This is a genomic window from Embleya scabrispora DSM 41855, from assembly GCF_000372745.1.
Taxonomy (GTDB): domain Bacteria; phylum Actinomycetota; class Actinomycetes; order Streptomycetales; family Streptomycetaceae; genus Embleya; species Embleya scabrispora.
In genome coordinates, this window is record NZ_KB889690.1 from 12,673 (window position 1) to 34,788 (window position 22,116).

The 22,116-nt window shown below is 71.3% G+C and carries 19 protein-coding genes; 9 read left to right on the forward strand and 10 right to left on the reverse strand.

What is annotated here, in order from left to right; all coding sequences use genetic code 11:
* The first annotated feature begins 8 nt into the window (after positions 1–8).
* Positions 9–1,376 (forward strand): L-serine ammonia-lyase, encoded by a 1,368-nt coding sequence (locus A3IC_RS0134915; RefSeq protein WP_020554725.1) that lies wholly within the window; start codon positions 9–11, stop codon positions 1,374–1,376.
* 233 nt (positions 1,377–1,609) lie between these two features.
* The gene (locus A3IC_RS0134920; protein WP_020554726.1) at positions 1,610–1,987 is read left to right on the forward strand and encodes an STAS domain-containing protein; all 378 of its coding nucleotides are present in this window, start codon (positions 1,610–1,612) and stop codon (positions 1,985–1,987) included.
* A gap of 225 nt (positions 1,988–2,212) precedes the next feature.
* On the opposite strand, the gene A3IC_RS0134925 is transcribed toward A3IC_RS0134920, so the two are convergent.
* Positions 2,213–3,175 carry an alpha/beta hydrolase gene (locus A3IC_RS0134925; RefSeq protein ID WP_020554727.1) on the reverse strand — a complete coding sequence of 321 codons (963 nt, stop codon included), beginning with the start codon at positions 3,173–3,175 and terminating at the stop codon, positions 2,213–2,215.
* Between the two features lie 171 nt (positions 3,176–3,346).
* Between A3IC_RS0134925 and A3IC_RS0134930 the strand changes: the two genes are divergently transcribed.
* A complete protein-coding gene (locus A3IC_RS0134930) occupies positions 3,347–4,561 on the forward strand; it encodes a glycosyltransferase family protein (protein ID WP_020554728.1) in 1,215 nt (404 codons plus the stop codon).
* Between the two features lie 75 nt (positions 4,562–4,636).
* Here the strand turns inward: A3IC_RS0134930 and A3IC_RS0134935 are convergent, their stop codons facing one another.
* The 5 genes from A3IC_RS0134935 to A3IC_RS0134955 all read right to left on the reverse strand — a co-directional run bounded on the left by A3IC_RS0134935 (position 4,637) and on the right by A3IC_RS0134955 (position 10,001).
* Positions 4,637–6,346, reverse strand: coding sequence for an FAD-dependent monooxygenase (locus A3IC_RS0134935; RefSeq protein ID WP_020554729.1), 1,710 nt, complete (start codon positions 6,344–6,346; stop codon positions 4,637–4,639).
* A gap of 150 nt (positions 6,347–6,496) precedes the next feature.
* Positions 6,497–7,381, reverse strand: a complete 885-nt coding sequence (locus A3IC_RS0134940) for an amino acid ABC transporter permease (protein ID WP_040877662.1) — start codon at positions 7,379–7,381, stop codon at positions 6,497–6,499.
* A complete protein-coding gene (locus A3IC_RS0134945) occupies positions 7,378–8,025 on the reverse strand; it encodes an amino acid ABC transporter permease (RefSeq protein WP_020554731.1) in 648 nt (215 codons plus the stop codon). Before A3IC_RS0134945 ends, A3IC_RS0134940 begins: the two co-directional genes overlap by 4 nt.
* Before the next feature lie 161 nt (positions 8,026–8,186).
* Positions 8,187–9,137 (reverse strand): glutamate ABC transporter substrate-binding protein, encoded by a 951-nt coding sequence (locus A3IC_RS0134950; protein WP_020554732.1) that lies wholly within the window; start codon positions 9,135–9,137, stop codon positions 8,187–8,189.
* A 105-nt stretch (positions 9,138–9,242) separates the two neighbouring features.
* On the reverse strand, positions 9,243–10,001 hold the full coding sequence (locus tag A3IC_RS0134955; RefSeq protein WP_026219095.1) for an amino acid ABC transporter ATP-binding protein: 759 nt from the start codon (positions 9,999–10,001) through the stop codon (positions 9,243–9,245).
* Positions 10,002–10,245: 244 nt separating this feature from the next.
* Here A3IC_RS0134955 and A3IC_RS0134960 point away from each other — a divergent pair, with 244 nt between their 5' ends.
* Both A3IC_RS0134960 and A3IC_RS0134965 read left to right on the forward strand, forming a co-directional pair.
* Positions 10,246–10,923, forward strand: a complete 678-nt coding sequence (locus A3IC_RS0134960) for a response regulator transcription factor (RefSeq protein ID WP_020554734.1) — start codon at positions 10,246–10,248, stop codon at positions 10,921–10,923.
* Between the two features lie 36 nt (positions 10,924–10,959).
* Positions 10,960–12,375, forward strand: coding sequence for a sensor histidine kinase (locus A3IC_RS0134965; RefSeq protein ID WP_020554735.1), 1,416 nt, complete (start codon positions 10,960–10,962; stop codon positions 12,373–12,375).
* A gap of 28 nt (positions 12,376–12,403) precedes the next feature.
* On the opposite strand, the gene A3IC_RS58290 is transcribed toward A3IC_RS0134965, so the two are convergent.
* The gene (locus A3IC_RS58290; RefSeq protein ID WP_158696213.1) at positions 12,404–14,320 is read right to left on the reverse strand and encodes a bifunctional serine/threonine-protein kinase/glutamate ABC transporter substrate-binding protein; all 1,917 of its coding nucleotides are present in this window, start codon (positions 14,318–14,320) and stop codon (positions 12,404–12,406) included.
* Positions 14,321–14,531: 211 nt separating this feature from the next.
* On the reverse strand, positions 14,532–15,533 hold the full coding sequence (locus tag A3IC_RS0134975; protein ID WP_079026878.1) for a TAXI family TRAP transporter solute-binding subunit: 1,002 nt from the start codon (positions 15,531–15,533) through the stop codon (positions 14,532–14,534).
* Between the two features lie 68 nt (positions 15,534–15,601).
* Here A3IC_RS0134975 and miaB point away from each other — a divergent pair, with 68 nt between their 5' ends.
* Positions 15,602–17,080, forward strand: coding sequence for a tRNA (N6-isopentenyl adenosine(37)-C2)-methylthiotransferase MiaB (gene miaB / locus A3IC_RS0134980; RefSeq protein ID WP_026219097.1), 1,479 nt, complete (start codon positions 15,602–15,604; stop codon positions 17,078–17,080).
* A gap of 7 nt (positions 17,081–17,087) precedes the next feature.
* Here miaB and A3IC_RS0134985 read toward each other — a convergent pair whose 3' ends face one another.
* On the reverse strand, positions 17,088–17,675 hold the full coding sequence (locus A3IC_RS0134985; RefSeq protein ID WP_026219098.1) for a histidine phosphatase family protein: 588 nt from the start codon (positions 17,673–17,675) through the stop codon (positions 17,088–17,090).
* A gap of 61 nt (positions 17,676–17,736) precedes the next feature.
* On the opposite strand from A3IC_RS0134985, the gene A3IC_RS0134990 reads away from it, so the two are divergent.
* Positions 17,737–18,456 (forward strand): class III extradiol ring-cleavage dioxygenase family protein, encoded by a 720-nt coding sequence (locus A3IC_RS0134990; RefSeq protein ID WP_026219099.1) that lies wholly within the window; start codon positions 17,737–17,739, stop codon positions 18,454–18,456.
* A 145-nt stretch (positions 18,457–18,601) separates the two neighbouring features.
* Here the strand turns inward: A3IC_RS0134990 and A3IC_RS71595 are convergent, their stop codons facing one another.
* Positions 18,602–19,072 carry an antitoxin gene (locus A3IC_RS71595; protein ID WP_020554741.1) on the reverse strand — a complete coding sequence of 157 codons (471 nt, stop codon included), beginning with the start codon at positions 19,070–19,072 and terminating at the stop codon, positions 18,602–18,604.
* A 230-nt stretch (positions 19,073–19,302) separates the two neighbouring features.
* Here A3IC_RS71595 and miaA point away from each other — a divergent pair, with 230 nt between their 5' ends.
* Both miaA and ggt read left to right on the forward strand, forming a co-directional pair.
* Positions 19,303–20,211, forward strand: a complete 909-nt coding sequence (gene miaA, locus A3IC_RS0135000; protein WP_245599757.1) for a tRNA (adenosine(37)-N6)-dimethylallyltransferase MiaA — start codon at positions 19,303–19,305, stop codon at positions 20,209–20,211.
* A gap of 99 nt (positions 20,212–20,310) precedes the next feature.
* Positions 20,311–22,098, forward strand: coding sequence for a gamma-glutamyltransferase (gene ggt, locus A3IC_RS0135005; RefSeq protein ID WP_020554743.1), 1,788 nt, complete (start codon positions 20,311–20,313; stop codon positions 22,096–22,098).
* Positions 22,099–22,116 lie beyond the last annotated feature (18 nt).

Genomic DNA, 22,116 nt, shown 5'->3' on the forward strand with positions numbered 1-22,116 from the left:
CATCCGCCTTGGCGATCAGTGTGTTCGACATGTTCTCGATCGGGATCGGCCCGTCGAGCTCCCACACGGTGGGTCCCATGCGCGCCGCGCGGATGTTCGCGCAGCGACTCAAGAGCGAGGGTGTCCTGGACCGGGTCGCCTCCGTCCGGGTCGAGCTGTACGGCTCCCTCGGCGCGACCGGTCACGGCCACGGCACCCCGCGCGCGGTGCTGCTCGGCCTGGAGGGCTACTCACCGCGCACCGTCGACCCCGAGGAGGTCGAGCCGGAGCTGGCGCGCATCCGCGAGTCGGGGATGTTGCGACTGCTCGGCGTGCACGACATCGCCTTCGACGGCGACCGTGACCTGGTGCTGCATCGACGCAAGGCGCTGCCGTACCACGCCAACGGGATGACCGCGTGGGCGCGCGACGCGGACGGCACCGAACTGCTCACCAAGACGTACTACTCGGTCGGCGGCGGCTTCGTGGTGGACGAGGACGCGATGGGGGCGGATCGGGTCAAGCCCGACGACACCGTGCTGCGACACCCGTTCCGCACCGGCGACGAGTTGTTGCGGTTGACCCGGGAGACCGGACTCTCGGTGTCCGCACTGATGCTGGAGAACGAGAAGGCGTGGCGCACCGAGCCGGAGATCCGCGCCGAGTTGCTGGAGATCTGGCACGTGATGCGCGCGTGCGTGGAGCGCGGCCTGGCCACCGAGGGCATCCTGCCCGGTGGGCTCAAGGTGCGCCGCCGCGCGTCGCGGACCGCCCGCACGCTGCGCGCCGAGGGTGATCGGCCCACGCACGCGATGGAGTGGGTCACCCTGTGGGCGATGGCGGTCAACGAGGAGAACGCCGCCGGCGGTCGGGTGGTCACCGCGCCCACCAACGGCGCCGCCGGGATCATCCCGGCCGTCCTGCACCACTACGTGGCCACCGTCCCGGGCGCGGACGAGGACGGCATCGTGCGCTTCCTGCTCGCCGCGGGCGCGATCGGCATGCTGTTCAAGGAGAACGCGTCGATCTCGGGCGCAGAGGTCGGTTGCCAGGGTGAGGTGGGTTCGGCCTGCGCGATGGCCGCCGGCGGCCTGGCGGAGGTCCTGGGCGGCACCCCGGAGCAGGTGGAGAACGCCGCCGAGATCGGGATGGAGCACAACCTCGGACTCACCTGCGACCCGGTCGGCGGCCTCGTGCAGATCCCGTGCATCGAGCGCAACGGCATGGCCGGCGTCAAGGCGGTCACCGCCGCCCGGATGGCTCTGCGCGGCGACGGCCGGCACCACGTCTCGCTGGACAAGGTCATCAAGACCATGAAGGAGACCGGCGCCGACATGAAGACCAAGTACAAGGAGACCGCCCGGGGCGGCCTCGCGGTCAACATCATCGAGTGCTGAGCCGAGAGCCGGGACGAGAGCCGAAACGGAGCGGGAACCGACCCGGAGACTTGAGCCGACTCGCGAACCGGAGCGCGAGCCGGCTCCGCCCCCGCCCCGGGTGCCGCCGGCCGCGAGGTGCGGCGGGTGGTCCGCCCGCCGCGACACCGGTGACGCAAGCGCCCGAGTCGCGTTGATGATCCGGGCGGGACACGTGAGGTGTGCTCGCGGAAACGAAGGGTAGGCATGCGCCCGTGAACGACGAGAGCGGTCCCCTCTTGGTGCAGGTATCGGCAGCCGGAGCCGGTCATACGTTGGTGACCGTGCACGGCGAGATCGACATGGACAGCGGTCCGATCCTGGACGACGCGCTGAGCCGGCAGGTCTCGGCCGGCCTGAACCGGCTGCTGCTCGACCTGTCCTCGGTCGCCTTCATCGACTCCTTCGGCCTGCGGATTCTGGTCCGGGCCGAGCGGCGGGCCCGCGAGGCCGGCGGCTCCCTGCAGCTGATCGCGCCGACCCGGGCGGTGGCGCGGGTGCTGCGGCTGACCGGCTTCACCCTGATGGTGGCCGTGCACGACACCGTGCAAGAGGCGCTGGACGCGCAGGAAAGTCCGGCCGGGCACGAGTAGGTGCACCCCGCTGATCAAAAACACCAAAGTTCATGATCAAAATCCGACGCAGGGGTGGCCGGATCCGATCACGCACGCCACACTTGGAGTGTCCGCGCGCCGGATGTTTCTGCTGTCGCCCGAAGGCCGTGGACCTGTGGCCGTCCCGCCGAGCGCAAGCCCGACGGGACGGCCGCCGCATGTCCGAGGCGACGCGGGACGGAGTGAGGCGGCCCCGCGCCCCGCTCAGCCCAGCGTGCGCTTGAGGAACTGCGCCATGGTCGAGCGATACTCGCGGGCCTGCGGCAGCAGCGCGGTGAGTTCGCCCGCGCCGTGTACGAAGCCATCCCAGCGCTTGGCCTCGACCGGGACGCCGGCCGCCTCCAACTGCTTCGCGTACGCCTCGCCCTCGTCGCGCAGTGGGTCGTACTCGCCGGTGAGCACCAGCGCCGCGGGCAGCCCGGCGAGGTCCTCGGCGTGCAGCGGCGACGCGAGCGGATCGGTGCGCTCGCTGCGCGGGCTGGTCAGGTACAGCCGGACGGCTTCCTCCAGCGCCTCGCGGGTGAGCAGGTAGCCCTCGCCGTTCTCCGCCACGGACGCCTGGGAGAGGGTCAGGTCCAGGATCGGGCCGTCCAGCACCTGGGCGAGCGGGGTCGGCTGGCGGCGGTCGCGCAGCATGATCGAGCAGGCCGCGGCCAGGTTGCCGCCCGCGCCCGCGCCGCCGATGGCCACCTTGTCCGCGTTCACGCCGAGTTGGAAGGCGCGCTCCTGCACCCAGATCCACGCGGCGTACGCGTCCTCCAGGGGCCACGGGAACTTGAACTCGGGCGCCAGGCGATACTCGACCGAGATCACCACGGCGCCGCTCTCGGCGGCGATGTGCGCGCAGTGACCGTCGAAACGGTCCACCGCGCCGAGCCACCACGCACCGTCGTGCAGGTACACGTAGCCTGGGCGACCGCCCCTGGGGGCGGGTCCGGCCGGCGTGTACACACGAGCGGTGATCCGGCCCGGCTCCGGCTCCTTCACCGTGATGTTCACATCCCGCGTCGTCACACCTTCCGGTGCGGGCTCGGCGAACGCGAGGATGGACGACTCGAGAGCTTTATTGGACGCGGCACGGCGCTCCGCCAAGGGCAGGTCGGCCAAAAGGGGCGGCGCGGCGGCGACAGCGTCGAGGATCGGCTGGATCTGCGGTGCGACGGGCATGCGACTCCTCCGAACGGATTACGAAGCAGCACAGTAGAACTTCGCGCCCGGAGTTGACAGAGCGTCAGACTTCGGACGCGTGACATAGGCCACACAGAAACCGCGCGAAGGGCGTCAACCGTGTCAGTTGTCCCCGGCGTTGAATAAACGGAACCCACCAAGGAGTACGCGTTGACCGTCATCGACGAGCCCCGGATACCGGGCGCGCCGACGTCCGCCCCGGGCCCAGGTGCCCCCGACGAGGACTCGTCGGGGGCCCTGTCGTTCGCGGAGCGCGGCTTTCGGCTGCTGTGGCCGCCGTTGGCGGTGTACGCGGGTACCGCCCTGGTCCAGTTGCTGGTGCTCTCGTGGATGATCCCGCCGGGTGGGCCGAGTCTGCGGGACCGGCTGCTGCAGTGGGACGCGCACTGGTACGTGGACGTCGCCGCGCACGGCTATCCGGACAGCTTCACCTACACCCCCGAGGGTGACCTCACCGGCAATACGCTGGCGTTCTTCCCGCTGTATCCGGGCCTGGTCCGGATCGTGCACTACCTCACCGGCGCCGACTACGAGACGGCCGGCCTGATCGCCGGACACCTGGCCACCGCCGTCGCGCTGTGTGTGCTGTACGTGTTCATGAAGCGTCTGTACGACCGCCGCGCGGCGCTGGTGATGACCGTGCTCGTGGGCGGCGCGCAGCCGATGGGCGTGGTCTTCTCGATGGCCTACAGCGAGACGCTGTTCCTGGCGCTGGCGGTGGGCACGTTGCTCGCCGCGCACCGGCGGGCCTGGTTGACCGCGGGCCTGCTCGCGTGTTTGACCAGCGTCACCCGGCCGGCCGGCATCGCCGCGATCGCCGCGCTGGGAGTGGCCGCGCTGCTGGAGATGTGGCAGCACCGGCGGCTCGTGTACCGCCCGATCGCGGCGTGTGTGATCGCGTGCCTGGGTATGCCGCTGTATCTGCTGTGGGTGGGCGCCCGGCTCGGCGAGATCGACGCCTGGTTCACCATCCAGGACGCCGGCTGGGGTACCAAGTGGGACAACGGCGAGGCGGTCCGGCACTTCCTGACCGACACGCTGCGCAACGGCGACCAGTGGATAGCGGTCAGCACGGCGGTGTTGATCATCGCGGCGGTGATCGGCTCGCTGGTCGCGCTGAACCGACGGATCTGGCCGCCGCTGGCGGTGTACGGCCTGTCGATCCTGGTGATGACGCTGTGCCAGAGCAACTATTACCACTCGAAGCTGCGGCTGATGATCCCCACGCTGCTGTTCTTCGTCCCCCTGGCGACGGTCCTGGCGCGGGTGCGCACGCGTACGGCGGTGCTCGTGCTGAGCGGGATGTGCCTGTTCGGCATGTGGTACGGCGCGTACATGTTGACCACCTGGCACTACGGGATCTGACGTTCGCCGTCCTCGAACGCCGGTCGGCCGAAATTCGGACCGGCGTTCGAGGACGAGGCGGCGTCGGCCGCCGGGTCAGTGGCCCGCTCCGCGGGCGCGGTCGATGGCCTCCTCGAGGATGTCCAGGTGCTCGGGGGGCAGGTGCGCCGCTATGTAGCCGTCCGGGCGGATCAGCAGGATCGTGTGCGCGCCGGTGCCCGGGTACTCGGGGGTGACCACCAACTCGGCGGGCGCGGCGAGCTTGTCCAAGCGTGCGCGCAGCCGTGGCATCAGGCCCGCCTCCCGCCAGCGGTCGCCGTGCCACACCTCTATGCCGGGGGCGATCAGCAGCACCACCAACCCCCGGTCCAGGCACTCGGTCAGCCACCCGTCGGCGCCGTCCGCACGGACCACCGGGACGTCCCGGATCCACTCGCCGACCCCGGGGCCGGGGGTTAGCAGCGGCGAGCCGTTGTAGTCGGGGCCCGAGGTGCTCGCGGCCGGTCCGCGCGGGTCGAGCCGGCGCAGTGTGGTGCCCTTGCCGCGCGCGCCCATCAGGGTCAGCCGGCGGCCCACCTTCTGCGCCGGGCTCACCGGCGCCAGGAAGTGCAACGCGTCCTCGCCCAGCGCCAATCGGCGCCGGGCGGCCCCCCGGCGCTCGCCGTGGTAGGTCTCCAGGAGCCGGATCGGGGCGTAGCCGCGCAGGGTGAAGGCCAGTTTCCAGGCCAGGTTGCGAACGTCCTGGAGACCGAGCTCGACCGAGTCCGCGGCGGACGGGTGGACCAGGTGCGCGGCATCCCCGGCGAGCAGCACCCGGCCGACCCGGAAGCGGCGGGCGAGTCGCTGATGCACCTCGTACTCGCCGCTCCACAACAAATCGTGCGCGGGATCCCCGGCGGCGTCCGAGTCGGGGGAGAGCGCGTCCAGGGTGCGCAGCACCGAACGCACCCGGGCGGAGACCCGCTTGGGGTCGGCCAGGTCGCCGGTCACCGGGATCACCCGGGTCTCCTCGGCGGCCTTGGCCACTCCGTGCGCCATCGGGAGCTGCCAGGTCAGTCGCCACACGTCGTCCGGCAGCGGCTGGGCGAGCACGGTGCCGCCCTTGTGGAACGGCGGGTCCACGAACAGCCACGGGGTGGCCGGCCCGCCGGTGTCGGGGGTCGGGGGCTCGTCGGCGAGCGAGGGATCCGGCGGCACCAGCGACGTCGCGGTGAGCCGGCGCGGCAGCCGTACCTTCACGTCCGCGCACAACAGCCGGTCCACCCGCGGCCGGCCGGGAAAGCGCACGCCCACCGCGCGCCGGACCACCGAGCGGGCTCCGTCGCAGCCGAGCAGCCACTGCGCGCGCCATTTGACCGGGCCCCCGGGGCCGCGGGCGAGCAACGTGACCGAGGTCTCGTCCTGTTCGACCCCCTCGATCCGGTGCCGCCACGCGGTGGTCACCAGCGGGCTGGCGTGTGCGGCGTCCAACAGGGCGCGTTCCAGGCGCTGTTGGGAGAGCCCATAGCGGACCGGGGCCTCGGGCTCGTCGACCGGCTGCGGTACGTCGCGGGTGCGCCGGCGGATCCGCTGCACGCCCCACGGCTCGGCGGCGCCGTCCAGGCGGGTGCCGGTCAGGTCGTAGACGAAGGCCAGCGTCGCGCCGTCCAGCGCACACGCGCGCGAGCCGGCCCGCGGCGTGCCGTTGCCCGAGTCCACCACGACCGAGCGCACCCCGCGCCCGGCCAGGGCCAGGGCGGCGGCCAGGCCGGCGGGCCCGGCGCCCGCGATGATCACCGAGTCCGCGCGCGGAGCATTGCCCGCCATCGTGGCCCCCCAAGTGTTGCAAGACGTGTCGTACTCGTCGCCCATCATCCGGCACCGGGACCCCGCCACGACAAAGCGACGCCCCGCGGGTGGTGTTCACCGCGGGGCGTCGGTCGTCGGTGGTGCGGGTGGGGCGCCGGGCCGGCGGGGTCAGACGCCGGCGCCGTCCAGGGACAGCGCCGCCGGCCGCGGCGGCTGGACGGCGATCGGCTTGCCCTTGCGCGAGGTGCGCAGCCTGCGCTCCAGCCAGGTGGCGAACGCCGACAGGATCATGCACATCGCGACGTAGATCGTGCCGACGATGATCGTGACCGGGATGAACGGCATGTGGTAGTCCTGGTAGCCACCGATCAGCTTGGCCGCCGCGAGCAACTCCGGGTAGGTGATCAGGAAGCCGAGCGAGGTGTCCTTGAGGGTCACCACAACCTGGCTGATGATCGTCGGGAGCATGGTGCGGATGCCCTGCGGGACCAGGATCATCGTCATCACCTGGGTCTTGCGCATGCCCAGCGCGTAGGCCGCCTCGCTCTGCCCCTTCGGCACGGCGAGGATGCCCGCGCGGATGTTCTCCGCCTGCACGGTGCCGTTGTAGATGGTCAGGCCGACCACCAGCGGCCACATCGGATCCCACTTCCACCAGCCCTGGCTGCCCGGGACGAGGTAGAGCATGAAGATCAGCACCAGCAGCGGCATCGCGCGGAAGAAGGTCACGAACGTGGTCGAGGCCCAGCGCACGATCTTGTGATCGGAGAGCCGGCCGGCGGCCAGGAAGGCGCCGAGCACGATCGAGAACACCGCGGCGAGCGCGAACGCCTTCAAGGTGGCCTTGAGGCCGTCGAAGATGAACTGCTGGACCCCCGTGTACTGGAACGGGTCCCACTTGGCCGACTCGAACTGGCCGGTGTCCTCGAACCGCATGATCACGAAGACCAGGAAGGCGGCCAGGGCCAGGGTGCCGACCACGCCGATGATCAGGTTGCGCCGACGTGCCTTCGGGCCCGGCACGTCGAACAGCACGCTCGCTTCGCGGCTCATCGGACCACCGCCAGCTTCTTCTCCAGCGCGGCGAGAAGCGCGCTCATGGTCAGGGTGATGATCAGGTAGCCGATCGCGATCCACACCAGGACCCACAGGGATTTGTAGCCGTTCTCGATCATCGTCGAGCTGGTGCCCATGAGTTCGGTGGTGTTGAAGGCGCTGGCGATGGCCGAGTTGCGGACCATCGCGATCAGCAGGCTGCCGATCGGCGGGACCGCCGCCCGACCGGCCTGTGGCAGCACGATCTGGCTCAGTGTCTGGGTGAAGGACATGCCCAGGCTGCGGGCGGCCTCGGCCTGGCCGATCGGGACGGTGTTGATGCCCGAGCGGATCGCCTCGCAGATGAAGGCGGCGGTGTACGTGCTCAGCGCGATGACCGCGAACTGGAAGAAGGAGAAGTTGAACCGCAGCTTGGGGAAACCGAGCGCGACGGCGAAGAAGATCAGCGTCAGGGGGGTGTTGCGGAAGAGATTGACGTACGCGGCGCCGAACCAGCGCAGGGGCGGCACCGGCGAGACCCGACACGCGGCTATCAGCGTGCCGAGCAGAAGCGACGCGATCCCACAGACGACGGTCAGCTTGAGCGTCCCGACGAAGCCGTCCTGCAAGAGATCCCAGTTGTCCTGGATCACTTCGAGCATCGTGATCGAGCCCTCCTCTCCGTGATCGTGGGTTCAGGGGTGGGTTGACGAACCGTTCCCCTGCTCACGTGCGGCGGGGACGGGAGGGGCCGCGCGCCGGCCGGTCCCGGGGGAGCCGGGACCGGCCGACGCGCGACGTGCGACGGGTGCGACGTGGCGCGTCAGTAGCGGACGAGCGCCGGGATGGCCGGGGCGGCCGAGCCGGACAGGCCGAGCGTGGCGTCGTACGCCTTCTTCCAGTCGCCGTTCTTCTCGTGCGCCTCGAGGGCGTCGCTGACCGCGTTGCGGAACACCGCGTCGTCCTTGTTCAGGCCGACGCCGTAGTTCTCCACGGTGAACGGCTCGCCGACCACCTTGAGCGCGCCCGGGTCCTTGGCCGCGTAACCCTTGAGGATCGCGTCGTCGGTGGAGACCGCGTCGACCTGGTTGGAGAGCAGGTTCTCGACACACAGCGAGTAGGTGTCGAACACCCGGGTGGTGGTGTCGGGGAACTTGGACTGCAGGTTCTGCAGCGGGGTGGAGCCCTTGGCGGAGCACACCGTCTTGCCCTTGATGGTGTCCTTGCCGGTGATCGCGCTCTCGTTCTTGCGCACCAGCAGGGACTGGCCGGCGATGTAGTACGGACCCGCGAAGGACACCTGCTCCTTGCGCTTGTCGGTGATGCTGTAGGTGCCGACGTAGTAGTCGATGTCACCGTTGACCAGCGCGTTCTCCCGGTTGGTCGACGCGATGGCCTTGAACTCGATCTTGTCCGGGCCGAAGCCGAGGTCGGCCGCGATCATCTTGGCGACCTCGATGTCGAAGCCGGAGTACTTGCCGGTGGCCGGGTCCTTGGAGCCGAGGAAGGGCTGGTCCTCCTTGGCGCCGACGATCAGCTTGCCGCGCCGCTTGGCGTTGTCGAAGGTCTTCGAGCCGGTGAGCGCGGCGTCCGCCTTGGGCGTGTAGCTCGGCAGCTCGGGCTTGCCGGCACCGGGCGCGCCGGGCGCGCCCTGCGAACCACCGGTGGTACCGCCCGGCGTCTTGGCCTCCGGCGAACCGTCCTTGCCGCACGCGGTACCGAACAGGGCGAGCACGGCGATGCCGGCGACGGCCACGGATGAGCGCATCTTCATGATCAACGTCCTTGAGTGAAAGGGAGAGCGGCCTGACGACAGACGAACTGCAGGGTGCGAAGCGTGAGTTGCGCCATCGGGCGCACTGGGGGCGCCCGATGCGGCTCAGTGGTGCAGGATCTTGGAGAGGAAGTCCCGAGCACGGTCGCTGCGCGGGTTGCTGAAGAATTCGTCGGGCGTGTTCTCCTCGACGATGCGGCCGTCGGCCATGAAGATCACCCGGTTCGCGGCGGAGCGCGCGAAGCCCATCTCGTGGGTCACCACGACCATCGTCATGCCCTCGCGGGCCAGGTCGCGCATGACCTCCAGGACCTCGTTGATCATCTCCGGGTCGAGCGCGGAGGTGGGCTCGTCGAAGAGCATCACCTTGGGCTCCATGGCCAGTGCCCGGGCGATCGCGACGCGTTGCTGCTGGCCACCGGAGAGTTGGGCCGGGTACTTGTCCGCCTGGCTGCCCACGCCGACCCGGTCCAGCAGTTCGTGCGCCCGGCGGGTGACCACGTCGGCCTTCTCGCGACGGACCTTGAGCGGGCCCAGCGTCACGTTCTGGAGCACGGTCTTGTGCGCGAACAGGTTGAACGACTGGAACACCATGCCGACGTCCGAGCGCAGGCGGGCGAGTTCACGACCCTCCTGCGGGAGGAGGTTCCCATCGATGGTGATGCGGCCGCCGTCGATCGCCTCCAACCGGTTGATCGTGCGGCACAGCGTCGACTTTCCCGATCCGGAGGGACCGATGACGACGACGACCTCGCCCCTGTGGATCGTCAGGTCGATGTCCTGCAACACGTGCAGGGCGCCGAAGTGCTTGTTGACGTTCTCCAACACGACGAGGGGCTCGCCGGAGTGCGCGTCCTTGCCGATGTCGCGCTTGGTGAGCACCGGCGGCTTCGGTGCGGTGTCAGAGGCATCCGTCGTCACGATGGCGGGCTCCGTCCAGAGTCGTCCCGTATCTTTTTGCGCGACCGGGTGGCAGGTGGGTTCGAGAGTCTCCCGGCGTGGCCGGGTGGTGCGTGACACTAGGGCAGGCAGCACCCCCCCAGTCAGTGCACTTGAGCTTGTCTTGAGGTCAAGAGTCGGTAACGGACCGTCAGATGTGAGGAACCACGTGCGCCTCCTGCTCGTCGAGGATGATCTGCGAGTCGCCGCACCGCTACGCGCGGTGCTGGGCCGGCACGGCTTCACCGTGCGGCACGCCACCACCGGCGAGGAGGCCCTCGCCGCGCTCGACGACGTGCCCGACGTGGTGCTGCTCGACCTGTCGCTGCCCGACCACGACGGCTTCGAGGTGTGCAGTCGGATTCGGCGGTTGTGCGACGTCCCGGTGATCATGGTCACCGCGCGCGCGGACATCCGATCGCGCATACACGGGCTGAACCTGGGTGCCGACGACTACGTCACCAAGCCCTACGACATCGGCGAACTGCTGGCCCGCATACACGCGGTGAGCAGACGCACGCGCAGTGACGCGCCGCTCGCGGAGAGTGCGCCGGCCGCCAAGGGGCCCGGTGGCATCGTGCTGGACCCGGCGACCCGGCGGGTGAGCGTCGGCGGTGTCGACGTGGTGCTCACCCGCAAGGAATTCGATCTGCTCGCCCTGCTGGCGCAGCGCCCGGGCGTGGTGTTTCGGCGCGAACAGATCATCAGCGAGGTCTGGCACACCAGCTGGGCGGGCAACAACCGCACCCTGGAGGTGCATGTCGCGTCGCTGCGCTCCAAGCTCGGCAATCCGGCGATCGTCGAGACGGTACGCGGCGTGGGCTACCGTGTCGTTCCCGAGGCCTGATCCCACCGGCTTCCCGACGGATCGTCACCGGTTCCTGTGCGTACCCGCCTGCTCGCCTTGCTTCTCGCCCTGATGACCGCGGTGCTGATCGCGCTCGGCATCCCGTTGGCGATCTCCCGCGCGTCCGCCCACCAGCAGGAGCTGATCCGGGACCGCGTGGACGATCTCACCCGCTTCGTTTCGGACACCCAGTTGACCGTGGTCTCGGACACCCTGCGCGCGCAGACCGACGGCGGGCAGCCACCCGGCCCCGACGCCGCCGACCTGGACATGTTGCGCTCGGAACTGGAGCGCTACGAGGCCGTCTACGGCATCCGGGTCGGCGCCTTCGATCGGCGCGGCCAGGCGATCGCCGTGTCCCACCCGGGATTTCGGGTCGATCCGCGCTCGCCGGCGTTCACCGAGGCGCTCGCCGGGCGGCGCAGCGACGACCCCGGGCAGGTGTGGCCCTGGCAGCGCGACCGCATCGTGGTGGCGGTCCCGGTGATCCACCGCGGCGACGTGGTCGCGGTCGTGCTGACCGACTCGCCGACCGGCCGGATGCGTTCGAAGATCCAACAGGTGTGGCTGATTCTGGTCGCCGGCGAAGTGGTCGCGGTGCTCGCCGCGCTGCTGCTCGCGACCCGGCTCACCGGCTGGGTGCTGCGTCCGGTCCGGGTGCTCGACTCGGTGACCCACGAGATCGCCACCGGCCGGCTCGGCGCACGGGTGGCCGGCGCCCAGGGGCCGCCGGAACTGCGGCGACTGGCAAGGTCGTTCAACGAGATGGCGGATCACGTGGAGACCGTCGTGGACCAGCAGCGGGCGTTCGCCGCAGACGCCTCGCACCAACTGCGCAACCCGCTGTCCGCGCTGCTGCTGCGGATCGAGGAGCTGGGCCTGTCGCTGCCGCCGGGCCACGGCGAGACGCTGGAGGGGGTGCGCGAGGAGGGCCGGCGGCTCACCCATGTCCTGGACGAACTCCTCGAGTTGGCGCTGGCCGAGAATGCCCGCCCGTCCGCGCGGGCCGTGGACGTGGCGGCCCTGGTGCACGAACGAGTGGACGCGTGGCAGACGTTGGCCCGCAGCCGCGGTCGCCGGTTCGAGCAGGAGGGCCCGCTCGCGCTGACCGGCAACGTGGATCCGGTCACCCTGGGCAGCGCGCTCGACGCGATCCTGGACAACGCGCTCAAGTTCGCCCCCGAGGACACCACGATCACCGTGGCGTGCTCGGCGGTGGGCAGCGAGGTGGAGATCCGGGTCAGCGACCGCGGCCCGGGGCTGACCTTCGAGGAGATGCGACGCGTGGGCGACCGGTTCTGGCGCAGCCCGCGGCATCAGAACGTGGACGGCTCGGGCCTGGGCCTGTCGATCGCCCGCACCCTGCTCGCCGCGAGCGGCGGCACGATCGACTTCGCCGCGCGCGAGGGCGGCGGGCTGACCGTCACACTGACCGTGCCCAGGGCCGACTGAACCGGCCGGATCGAAACGGCGGTCGTCGCTATTCGGCCACCCGGCACTGCGGCGCGCGCGGCTGGGGCAGGCCCAGCGGGCGCAGCCGCACGTCGTAGGCGCGCTGCCAATCACCGTTGGCGATGTGCCGGTTCAGTGCCCCGCACACCGCGTCCGCGAGGGCGACATCGCCCTTGCTCAGGCCCACGCCGTACGGCTCGTCCGAGAACGGCCGGCCCAGGATCCGCAGCGTGCCCGGATACTGGGCGACGAAGCCGGACAGGATCGCGTCGTCGGTGCTGACCCCGCGCACCTTCTTGGCCAACAACTCGTCCACGCACTCGGAGTACTTGCCGCGTTCCTGGACCTTCATGGTCGGGAACTCGGTGCGGATGCGGGTCGCCGACGTCGACTCGCGCACCACGCACACCGCGCTGTCGGCGAGGTCCTCGGGACCGTTGACGTCCGGCTCGTCCGAGCGGACCAGGAAGTCCTGGCCGGCGATGAAGTACGGCCCGGCGAAGGAGACCTTCTGCGACCGGGCGGCGTTGATCGTGTAGCTGGCCACGACCAGGTCGACCTGACCGCTGGTGATCCGGTACTCGCGGTTCTGCGTCTCCACGTCCATGAAGGTGATCCGGTCCTTGAACCCGAGATCGTCCGCGATCATCCGCGCGACATCGTCGTCGAAGCCCTGATACGCCTGATCGCCGGTGCGCACGCTCCACCCGGGTTGGTCCGGTTTGACCCCGATGATGATCCGGCCCCGGGCCACCATCTCCCGGTAGGTCGGCGAGTTCTTGCGCAGGTTGGCGAGCGGGTCGGGGGCGTGCGTGCCGCCCTCGGCCCGGTTGTTCTCCACCGCGAGCCAGGACGCGCCCACCGCGACCAACAGGAACGCCAACGCGGCGGGCAGCGCGATCCGGGTGCGCCGCCACCACCGGGCGCGGGCCGCGGGCCGCGATATCGGCTCCTGCGGCGGGCCTTCGCCCGCGTAGGTGGCCTCGACGTCCTCGTCCGGCTCGTCGCGCTCGCGCCGGGGCAGCGGGTCGCCGCCCCAGGTCACCGGCACCGAGTCCTGCACCACTCGGGTGAGCAGCGCGTCGGTCTCCTTGGCGTCCAGCCGCCGGAGCGGATCCTTGCGCAACAGGCCCATGATCACCGGCTCCAGCGGACCCGCGTGCCGCGGCGGCGCGGGCGGCGCGTTCACCACCGCGTCCACGACCTCCACGGGGGAGGAGCGACGAAACGGCGCGAGACCCTCGACCATCTCGTACAGCGTCGCGCCCAGCGACCACAGGTCCGAGGCCGGATCCAACGCGCCCGGCACGTCGGCGAGCGTGTGCTCGCTCGATCCGTTGTCGGTGAGCACGCCGGCCCGACCGCGGGAGAACTGTTCCGCGCGCTCGGGAGCGAGATAGCCCGGGGTGCCGAGCAGTTCGCCGAACTGGGTCACCTGGGGCGCATCGGCGAAGGTGGCGATGCCGAAGTCGGTGAGCACCACCCGGCCGTCCGTGCCCAGGAGCACGTTCGCCGGCTTCACGTCACGGTGCAGCACGCCCTTGGCATGCGCGGCGCGCAGCGCCCGCAGCACGTCCAGGCCGATCCGGGCCGCCTCGGCGTGGTCGAGTCGACCCTCCGCGCGGATCACGTCGGCCAGCGAGCGCGAGATCACCAATTCCATGACGATCCACGGCAAACCGTCCTCTTCGAAGACGTCGTGCACCGTCACCACGTTCTCGTGGCGGATGCGGGCCGCGGCGATCGCCTCGCGCTTGCTGCGCTCCAGCCAGGACCGCTGCGAGCCCGCGTCCAGGGACTTGGGGAGCAGCAACTCCTTGACCGCGACCTCGCGGCCGAGGGCGGTGTCCACGGCCAGCCAGACCTCGCCCATACCGCCTCGGCCGAGACTGCGGCTGAGGCGGTAACGATTGTTCAGTATTCGGCCGATCTCCCCCTCGGACACCGCGGTCGCACCCTCCTCCCGAGCAAGCGGGCCTCCCTGACCAAGTGTGCGGCCTTCCCCCCGGTCGGCTCACAGCGTCGGTTCGGGGACCGCGCACGGTCTGGCCCACAAGCTCAGAGCGTAGATGTCGGTCCCGAACACCATGACACGAACCCAGCATGTGCCATCGGAGCCGCTTCGCGCGACGCCCTGGGCATCACGATCTGTCCGATCAGGGTTTCACCGATCGGTACCACCGCTGAGCGCCGGTGTGCAGTGGCAGCGGATCGGTGAAGATCGCCGTCCTGGGATCGACCAACTGGGCCGCGTGCACCTCGCGTCCGATCGCCTCCCGGTTCTCCATCACCGTCTCGGTCACCCGCCTGATCAACACCGGATCCTGCGAGGCCCGGGTGACCAGCAGATTCGGCACCGCGATGGTGGGCGTCTCGGTACCGCCGGGATAGGCGTCCGCGGGCACCACCGCCTCGCGGTACACCGGCCCGTAGCGATCGCGCAGTTTGCCCGCGAGGTCGCCGAGTTGGACCAGACGCACCGACCAGTGCTCGGCCAGGTCGGAGACCGCCCCGGTGGGCAACCCGCCGGACCAGAAGAACGCGTCCACGGTGCCGTCGCGCAGTCGCTGGGTGGCCTCCCCGATGCCGATCCGCACGGGGGTGATGGCCCGATCCATGTCGCCCATGCCCACCTCGCTCAGCAGCCGGCGGGTGATCAACTCCACGCCCGATCCGGGCAGCCCCACCACCACCCGGCGCCCGCGCAGGTCGGCGATCTTCTGCACCGGGGAACCGACCGGCACGACCAGTTGCACGTAGTCGTCGTACAACCGGGCGACCGCCCGCAGTCGCTCGCGATCGCCCGGCCCCAGATCGGCCACCGCGTCGGCGGTGGCGATGCCGAAGGTGTCGACGCCCTCGATCACCCGGCGCAGGTTCTCCACCGACCCACCGCTGGAGTTCACCGTGACCTTGACGTCCAGGTCCGCGGACAGCCGCGGCCGCAACAGTTCGCCGTAGCGGTGGTACACCCCGGTCGGCACCCCGGTGGCCAACGAGACCGGCCCACCCGGGGTCGGCCGGTCGTCCCGGGAGAACACCACGTACCCGCCGACCAGGCACAACAGCACGAGCGTGACCAGTCCGGCCCTGACCAGGCGGGGTCGACGCGCACAGGCGTCGCGCAGGGAAACGGGGAGGAACGACAAGGAGGGCACGGCGGCGATATTGCCATGGAGGTCGGCCACGCGCCCCGGCAAGCAAACCCCGTACCCTGTCGGGTGTTATGACTGCGCGAAGCTATGAGGTCCGCACCTACGGGTGCCAGATGAACGTCCACGACTCCGAGCGACTGTCCGGTCTGCTGGAGGACGCGGGATACGTCCGCGCGCCCAAGGGGGAGTCGGCCGACGTGGTCGTCTTCAACACGTGCGCCGTCCGCGAGAACGCGGACAACAAGCTGTACGGGAACCTGGGCCACCTGGCGCCCGCGAAGGCCGAACGCCCCGGCATGCAGATCGCGGTCGGCGGCTGCCTCGCGCAAAAGGACCGGGACACCATCGTGCGCAAGGCGCCGTGGGTGGACGTGGTCTTCGGCACCCACAACGTGGGCTCGCTGCCGGTGCTCCTGGAGCGGGCCCGGATCGAGCAGGAGGCCCAGGTCGAGATCCTGGAGTCGCTCGACGTCTTCCCCTCCACGCTGCCCACCCGGCGCGAGTCGGCGTACGCGGCGTGGGTGGCCATCTCGGTGGGCTGCAACAACACCTGCACGTTCTGCATCGTGCCCGCGCTGCGCGGCAAGGAGAAGGACCGCCGACCCGGCGACGTGCTCGCCGAGATCGAGACCCTGGTCGGCGAGGGCGTGATCGAGGTCACCCTGCTCGGCCAGAACGTGAACGCGTACGGCTCGGACATGGGCGATCGCGAAGCCTTCTCCAAGCTGCTCCGCTCGTGCGGACGCGTCGAGGGCCTGGAGCGGGTGCGCTTCACCTCGCCGCACCCGCGCGACTTCACCGACGACGTGATCGCGGCGATGGCCGAGACGCCGAACGTGATGCACCAGTTGCACATGCCGCTGCAGTCCGGCTCGGACACGATGTTGCGCGCGATGCGCCGCTCCTACCGGCAGGACAGATACCTCGGGATCATCGAGCGGGTGCGGGCGGCGATGCCGGACGCGGCGATCTCCACCGACATCATCGTGGGCTTCCCCGGGGAGACCGACGAGGACTTCGAACAGACCCTGCACACGGTGCGCGAGGCCCGGTTCGCCGCCGCGTTCACGTTCCAGTACTCCAAGCGCCCGGGCACCCCGGCGGCCACGATGGACGGCCAGGTGCCCAAGGAGGTCGTGACCGAGCGCTACCAGCGGCTGCTCGCGCTCCAGGAGGAGATCTCCTGGGCGGAGAACCGCACCCGGGTCGGCCGCACCCTGGAGGTGCTGGTCGCCGAGGGCGAGGGGCGCAAGGACCACGACACCGCGCGGTTGTCCGGGCGAGCCCCGGACAACCGCCTCGTGCACTTCGAACGCCCCGCCGAGGGCGTGCGGCCCGGCGACGTGGTCTCGGTCGAGATCACCTACGCCGCACCGCACCACCTGCTCGCGGAGAAGCCGACCCTGGCGATCCGGCGCACCCGCGCGGGCGACGCGTGGGAGCGCCGCAACGCGGCCCCCGCGGCCAAGCCGGGCGTGCTGCTCGGCATGCCGCGGATCGGCGCGCCGGCGACCCCGGCCGCGTCGACCGGGGTCGAGTGCTGCGACTGAGCACCGCTCAGGTCACGTTCCAGCCGAGCATGACCGGCTGTTCGCGCTCGTAGCCGAGGGTGGACAGCCGGGCGGTCTCCAGCCGGAACAGCCGGCCGTCCTCGGGCGGCAGGCCCAGCCAGCGGGCGGTCAACACCCGGAGCAGGTGGCCGTGGGCGACGAGCACCGCGTCCTCGCCGCGCTCCAGCACCGGCCGTACCCGATCGAGCACCCGGTCCACCCGGCGGCCCACATCGGCGATCGACTCGCCGGGATGCGCGGCGTCGCCCGGGATCACCCCGTCCCGCCACAGGAACCAGCCCGGGACGCTCTCGCGGATCTCGCTCGTGGTGATGCCCTCGTAGCCGCCGTAGTCCCACTCGACCAGATCCGGTTCGAGCCGTCCGCCGGTGATCCCGGCCAGCTCCGCGGTGTGTCGGGCCCTGGTCAGCGGGCTGATCAGGGCGAGCCCGAACTCGTGCCCGGCCAGCAGGTCGGCCACCGCCTTGGCCTGGGCCTTCCCCTCGGGGGTCAGCGGGATGTCGGTCAGCCCCGTGTGCCGCCCGGACCTGCTCCATTCGGTCTCGCCGTGTCGCACCAACATCAGTTCTCGCATGTGATCCATCCCATCACGCGACCCGGGAGGCGTCGCGGCGGCCACTTAGTACTCTCCCTGAATGCTCGTAGCCGCCGCGGTAGTCCCGTGCCCCCCGATGATCGTGCCCGAGCTGGCCCGCGGGGCCGTAGCGGAGTTGGACGCGCTGCGCGCGGCGTGTGATCGGGCGCTGGCCGGGCTGGCCGAGACGGCCCCGGACCGGTTGGTCGTGCTGGGCGCGGGCGATGCGGACGCGACGCTGGAGGCCGGGGGGACCGGCTCGTTCGCGCCGTACGGACTCGACCTGGAGGTCGTCCTCGGGGCCGGCGCCGCGCAGCCGCTCTCGCCCGCGTTGACCGTCGGCGCCTGGCTGCTCGGCCGCTCGCCGTGGGCCGCCGAGCGGATCGCCGCGGGGACCGCGCCGAGCCCGGTGACCGCAGCGGTGATCGCCTCGGACGCCGACCCCGCGCGTTGTGCCGCCCGGGGCGCCGAACTGGTCGCCGGCCCCGATCGGGTCGCGCTCGTGGTGGTCGGGGACGGATCCGCGTGCCGGACCGAGAAGGCCCCCGGCTACCTCGACGCGCGCGCCGAGCCCTACGACCGCGCACTGGGCGCGGCGCTCGCGGACGCCGACTCGGACGCGCTCGCGGCGCTGGAGCCCGCGCTCGCGGAGGAACTGTGGGTGGCCGGCCGGCCCGCCCTCCAGGTGCTGGCCGGCGCGGCGGGCCCCGGTCGACGCGGCCGGCTGCTCTACGCCGAGGCGCCCTACGGCGTCGGCTACTTCGTGGCGCTCTGGTCCTGACCCGCGACGGCCCCACGACCGTCGGCCGGCCCGCGAACGCGAAAGCCCCGGGCACGAAGGCCCCGAGCAGGGATGCCCGGGCGCGCCCCGGACATGAAAAAGCGGGCGGGGCCACCGGAATCCGGTGACCACCGCCCGCGCGCACTCACACGGTGGGATCGGCCGGAGGCCCGGGCGGCGTCGCCTCGGGCTCTTCGCCGCCGGCCTTGCCCAGCGATTCCTTGGCCTTGTCCGAGGCACCGTGGATCGTGTCGGTGTGTTTGCCGCCGGTCTTTCGATCGGCGATCTCGGCGGCCTTGTCGATGCCCTTGTCGGCCTTGTCGCCGTGCTGACCGAGCAGCCCCTCGGCCTTGGCCTTGATGGTGTTGAAGACACCCATGTCCTGCTCCTCCTCGGATGCGCCCGTCGCGACCTGCTCGGCGGCCGCGTCCCCGGGAGTCCGGGGAGCGGGCGTCGTGGCCGCCGCCTCGACGGGTTCGGCCTCGGCCGAAGCCCGCGTTGCGGGCCGGTCCTCGACCAGCGTGGCGGTGTCCGTGCCCGCCGCGTTCTGCGAGCAGCACGAGCCGCTCTCCTCCGACGTGCTCGGACGCCGCTTGAACCAGTCGAAAACACTCACAATTTCTCCTTGACCGTATGTCTGTGGTCGTCGTCTTGCATTTCGGCGACGGGACGGGCCGGTCCACTGCGCCGTCCGGAGTACCGCCGCGCCGCCCGGAGTACAGCCGCCCGGGGATATGGGTCGTCGGAGATCAACGAGAGCGCGCGGGGCCGGTCACGACCTCGCGGGCGGCCGTACCGCAACGAGCGACGGCACGACCCGGTGCGGTGATCCGGCAGACTTGGGGGGTGAGTCCCCGTGTCATTGCCGTCGTCGGTCCCACTGCGGCCGGAAAGTCCGATCTGGGGGTCGCCTTGGCCCGTGCGCTGGACGGGGAGGTGATCAACAGCGATTCCATGCAGCTCTACCGCGGCATGGACATCGGCACCGCCAAACTGACCGTCGCCGAGCGCGCCGGCGTCCCGCACCACCTGCTCGACGTGTGGGACGTGACCAGCTCCGCCAGCGTGGCCGAGTACCAGCGCGACGCGCGGGCGCTGGTGGACGACCTGCTGGCGCGCGGTCGCACCCCCGTACTGGTCGGCGGTTCCGGGCTGTACGTGCGCGCGGTGCTGGACGACCTGGAGTTCCCCGGCACCGATCCCCGGATCCGGGCCCGCCTGGAGGCCGAGGCCGAGCGGTTCGGGCCCGGGCCGCTGCACGAGCGCCTGGCCGCGGCCGATCCGCCCGCCGCGGCGGCGATCCTGCCGAGCAACGCCCGGCGGATCGTGCGCGCGCTGGAGGTCATCGAACTCACCGGGCGCCCGTTCACCGCCACCCTGCCCACCCACCGCTCGCTCTACGACAGCGTGCAGATCGGCGTGGACGTGCCGCGTCCGGTGCTGGACGAGCGGATCACCGCGCGAGTGGATCGGATGTGGGCGACGGGTCTGGTCGAGGAGGTGCGCGAGCTGGAGAAGGTCGGGCTGCGCGAGGGCCGGACCGCCTCGCGCGCGCTGGGCTACGCGCAGGTGTTGCGGCTGCTCGCGGGCGAGTGCACCGACGAACAGGCTCGCGAGGACACGGTGCGCACCACCCGCCGGTTCGCCCGCAGGCAAGACACCTGGTTCCGGCGGGACCCGCGGATCGAGTGGCTGGAGCACTCCCGGGCCGATCTCCTGGACGCCGCGCTCGAACGGGTGATCCGACCCGCGTAGGGGTGTTGCGGGTGGGGTGTGCGTGGCACGGTGGGAGGTCCGTGACACACCCGAACCTTCTCGGGGGAGGCGCTCGTGATCCGCTCTGTTCGTCGCGCCATGGCGTTGGGTACGGCGCTCGGGCTCGCATTGACCATTCCGGGAGTGGCGTCCGCGCACCCCGGCGAGTCGACCGGCCCGCCGTCCAAGCAGCCGGTGGCCACGGGCTGGGGCGGCGCGGTCTCCAGCGTCGACCCCGACGCCACCCGGATCGGTCTGGACGTGCTGCGCCGCGGCGGCAACGCGGTGGACGCCGCGGTGGCCACCGCCGCCGCCCTGGGTGTCACCGAGCCCTACTCGTCCGGGATCGGCGGCGGTGGCTACTTCGTCTACTACGACGCGCGCAGCCGCACGGTGCGCACCCTGGACGGCCGCGAGACGGCGCCCGCGAAGATGGACAAGGACGCGTTCCTCGACCCGGCCACCGGGCTGCCGATCCCGTTCGACCAGGGGGTCAACTCGGGGCTCTCGGTGGGCATTCCAGGCACCCCGCAGACCTGGAACACCGCGCTGCGCAAGTGGGGCACCACCAACCTGCGCGCGGCGCTGGAGCCCGCGCGGGCGCTGGCCGAGCGCGGGTTCGTGGTCGACCAGACCTTCCACGACCAGACCGCGGCGAACGCGACCCGGTTCGACGACATCACCCCGACCGCCCGGCTGTTCCTGCCCGACGGGCAGCCGCCGGTCGTGGGCAGCGTGTTCCGCAACCCGGACCTGGCCCGCACCTACGAGCAACTGGGCCGCAACGGCGTGGACTGGTTCTACCGGGGCGGGCTCGGCCGCGAGGTGGTGCACACCGCGCAACAACCGCCGGTGGCGCCGGGCGCGGACCGGGTCTTTCGGCCTGGCCTGATCGACGCCGGCGACCTGGCCCGCTACCGGGTCCTGGACCAGCGGCCCACGCACATCGACTTCCGCGGGCTGGACGTCTACGGCATGGCGCCGTCCTCGTCGGGCGGATCCACGGTGGGCGAGGCGCTCAACATCCTGGAGACCACCGACCCGCGTCGGCAGGACGAGGTCACCGCGACGCACTACTACCTGGAGGCGTCCCGCCTGGCGTTCGCCGACCGCAACCGTTACGTCGGCGACCCCGCCGCCGTGGACGTGCCACTGCGCGGCCTGCTCGCGGACGGCTACGCGAGGGAACGCGCGTGCCTGATCGACCCGGACCACGCGGCGGTGAGTCCGGTCCCACCGGGTGACCCGACGCCGCCGTACGACCGGGGCTGCCGTCCCGCCGGCACGCCGGAGGCGAGTGAGCCGGTCGAGGGGTTGTCCACGACCCACCTGGTCACCGCCGACCGCTGGGGCAACGTGGTGTCGTACACGCTGACCATCGAGCAGACCGGGGGCAGCGCGATCACCGTGCCCGGTCGCGGGTTCCTGCTGAACAACGAGCTGACCGACTTCAATTTCGCGCCGCTGACCCCCGGTGTGTACGACCCGAACCTGCCCGCGCCCGGCAAGCGCCCGCGCAGCAGCATGTCGCCCACCATCGTGCTCCGCGACGGCCGCCCGTTCATCGCGGTCGGCTCGCCCGGCGGCGCGACCATCATCACCACGGTGCTCCAGGTGCTGACCGGGCGCCTGGACCGGGGTCTGTCGCTGCCGCAGGCGGTCGCCGCGCCGCGGTTGTCCCAGCGCAACGGGGCGGCCACCGAGGTCGAACCCGGGGTGCCCGCCCCGCTGCGCGCGGCCCTGGAGCAACGTGGGCATGTGCTCAAGGCGAATCCGGAGATCGGCGCCGCCGCCGCGCTCGAGTTCCTCCCGGGTGGTCGGATCCAGGCCGTCGCGGAGCCCACCCGCCGCGGCGGCGGCGCGGCGGGAGTGATCCACCCCGACTGATAACAGGCTCACCCGACG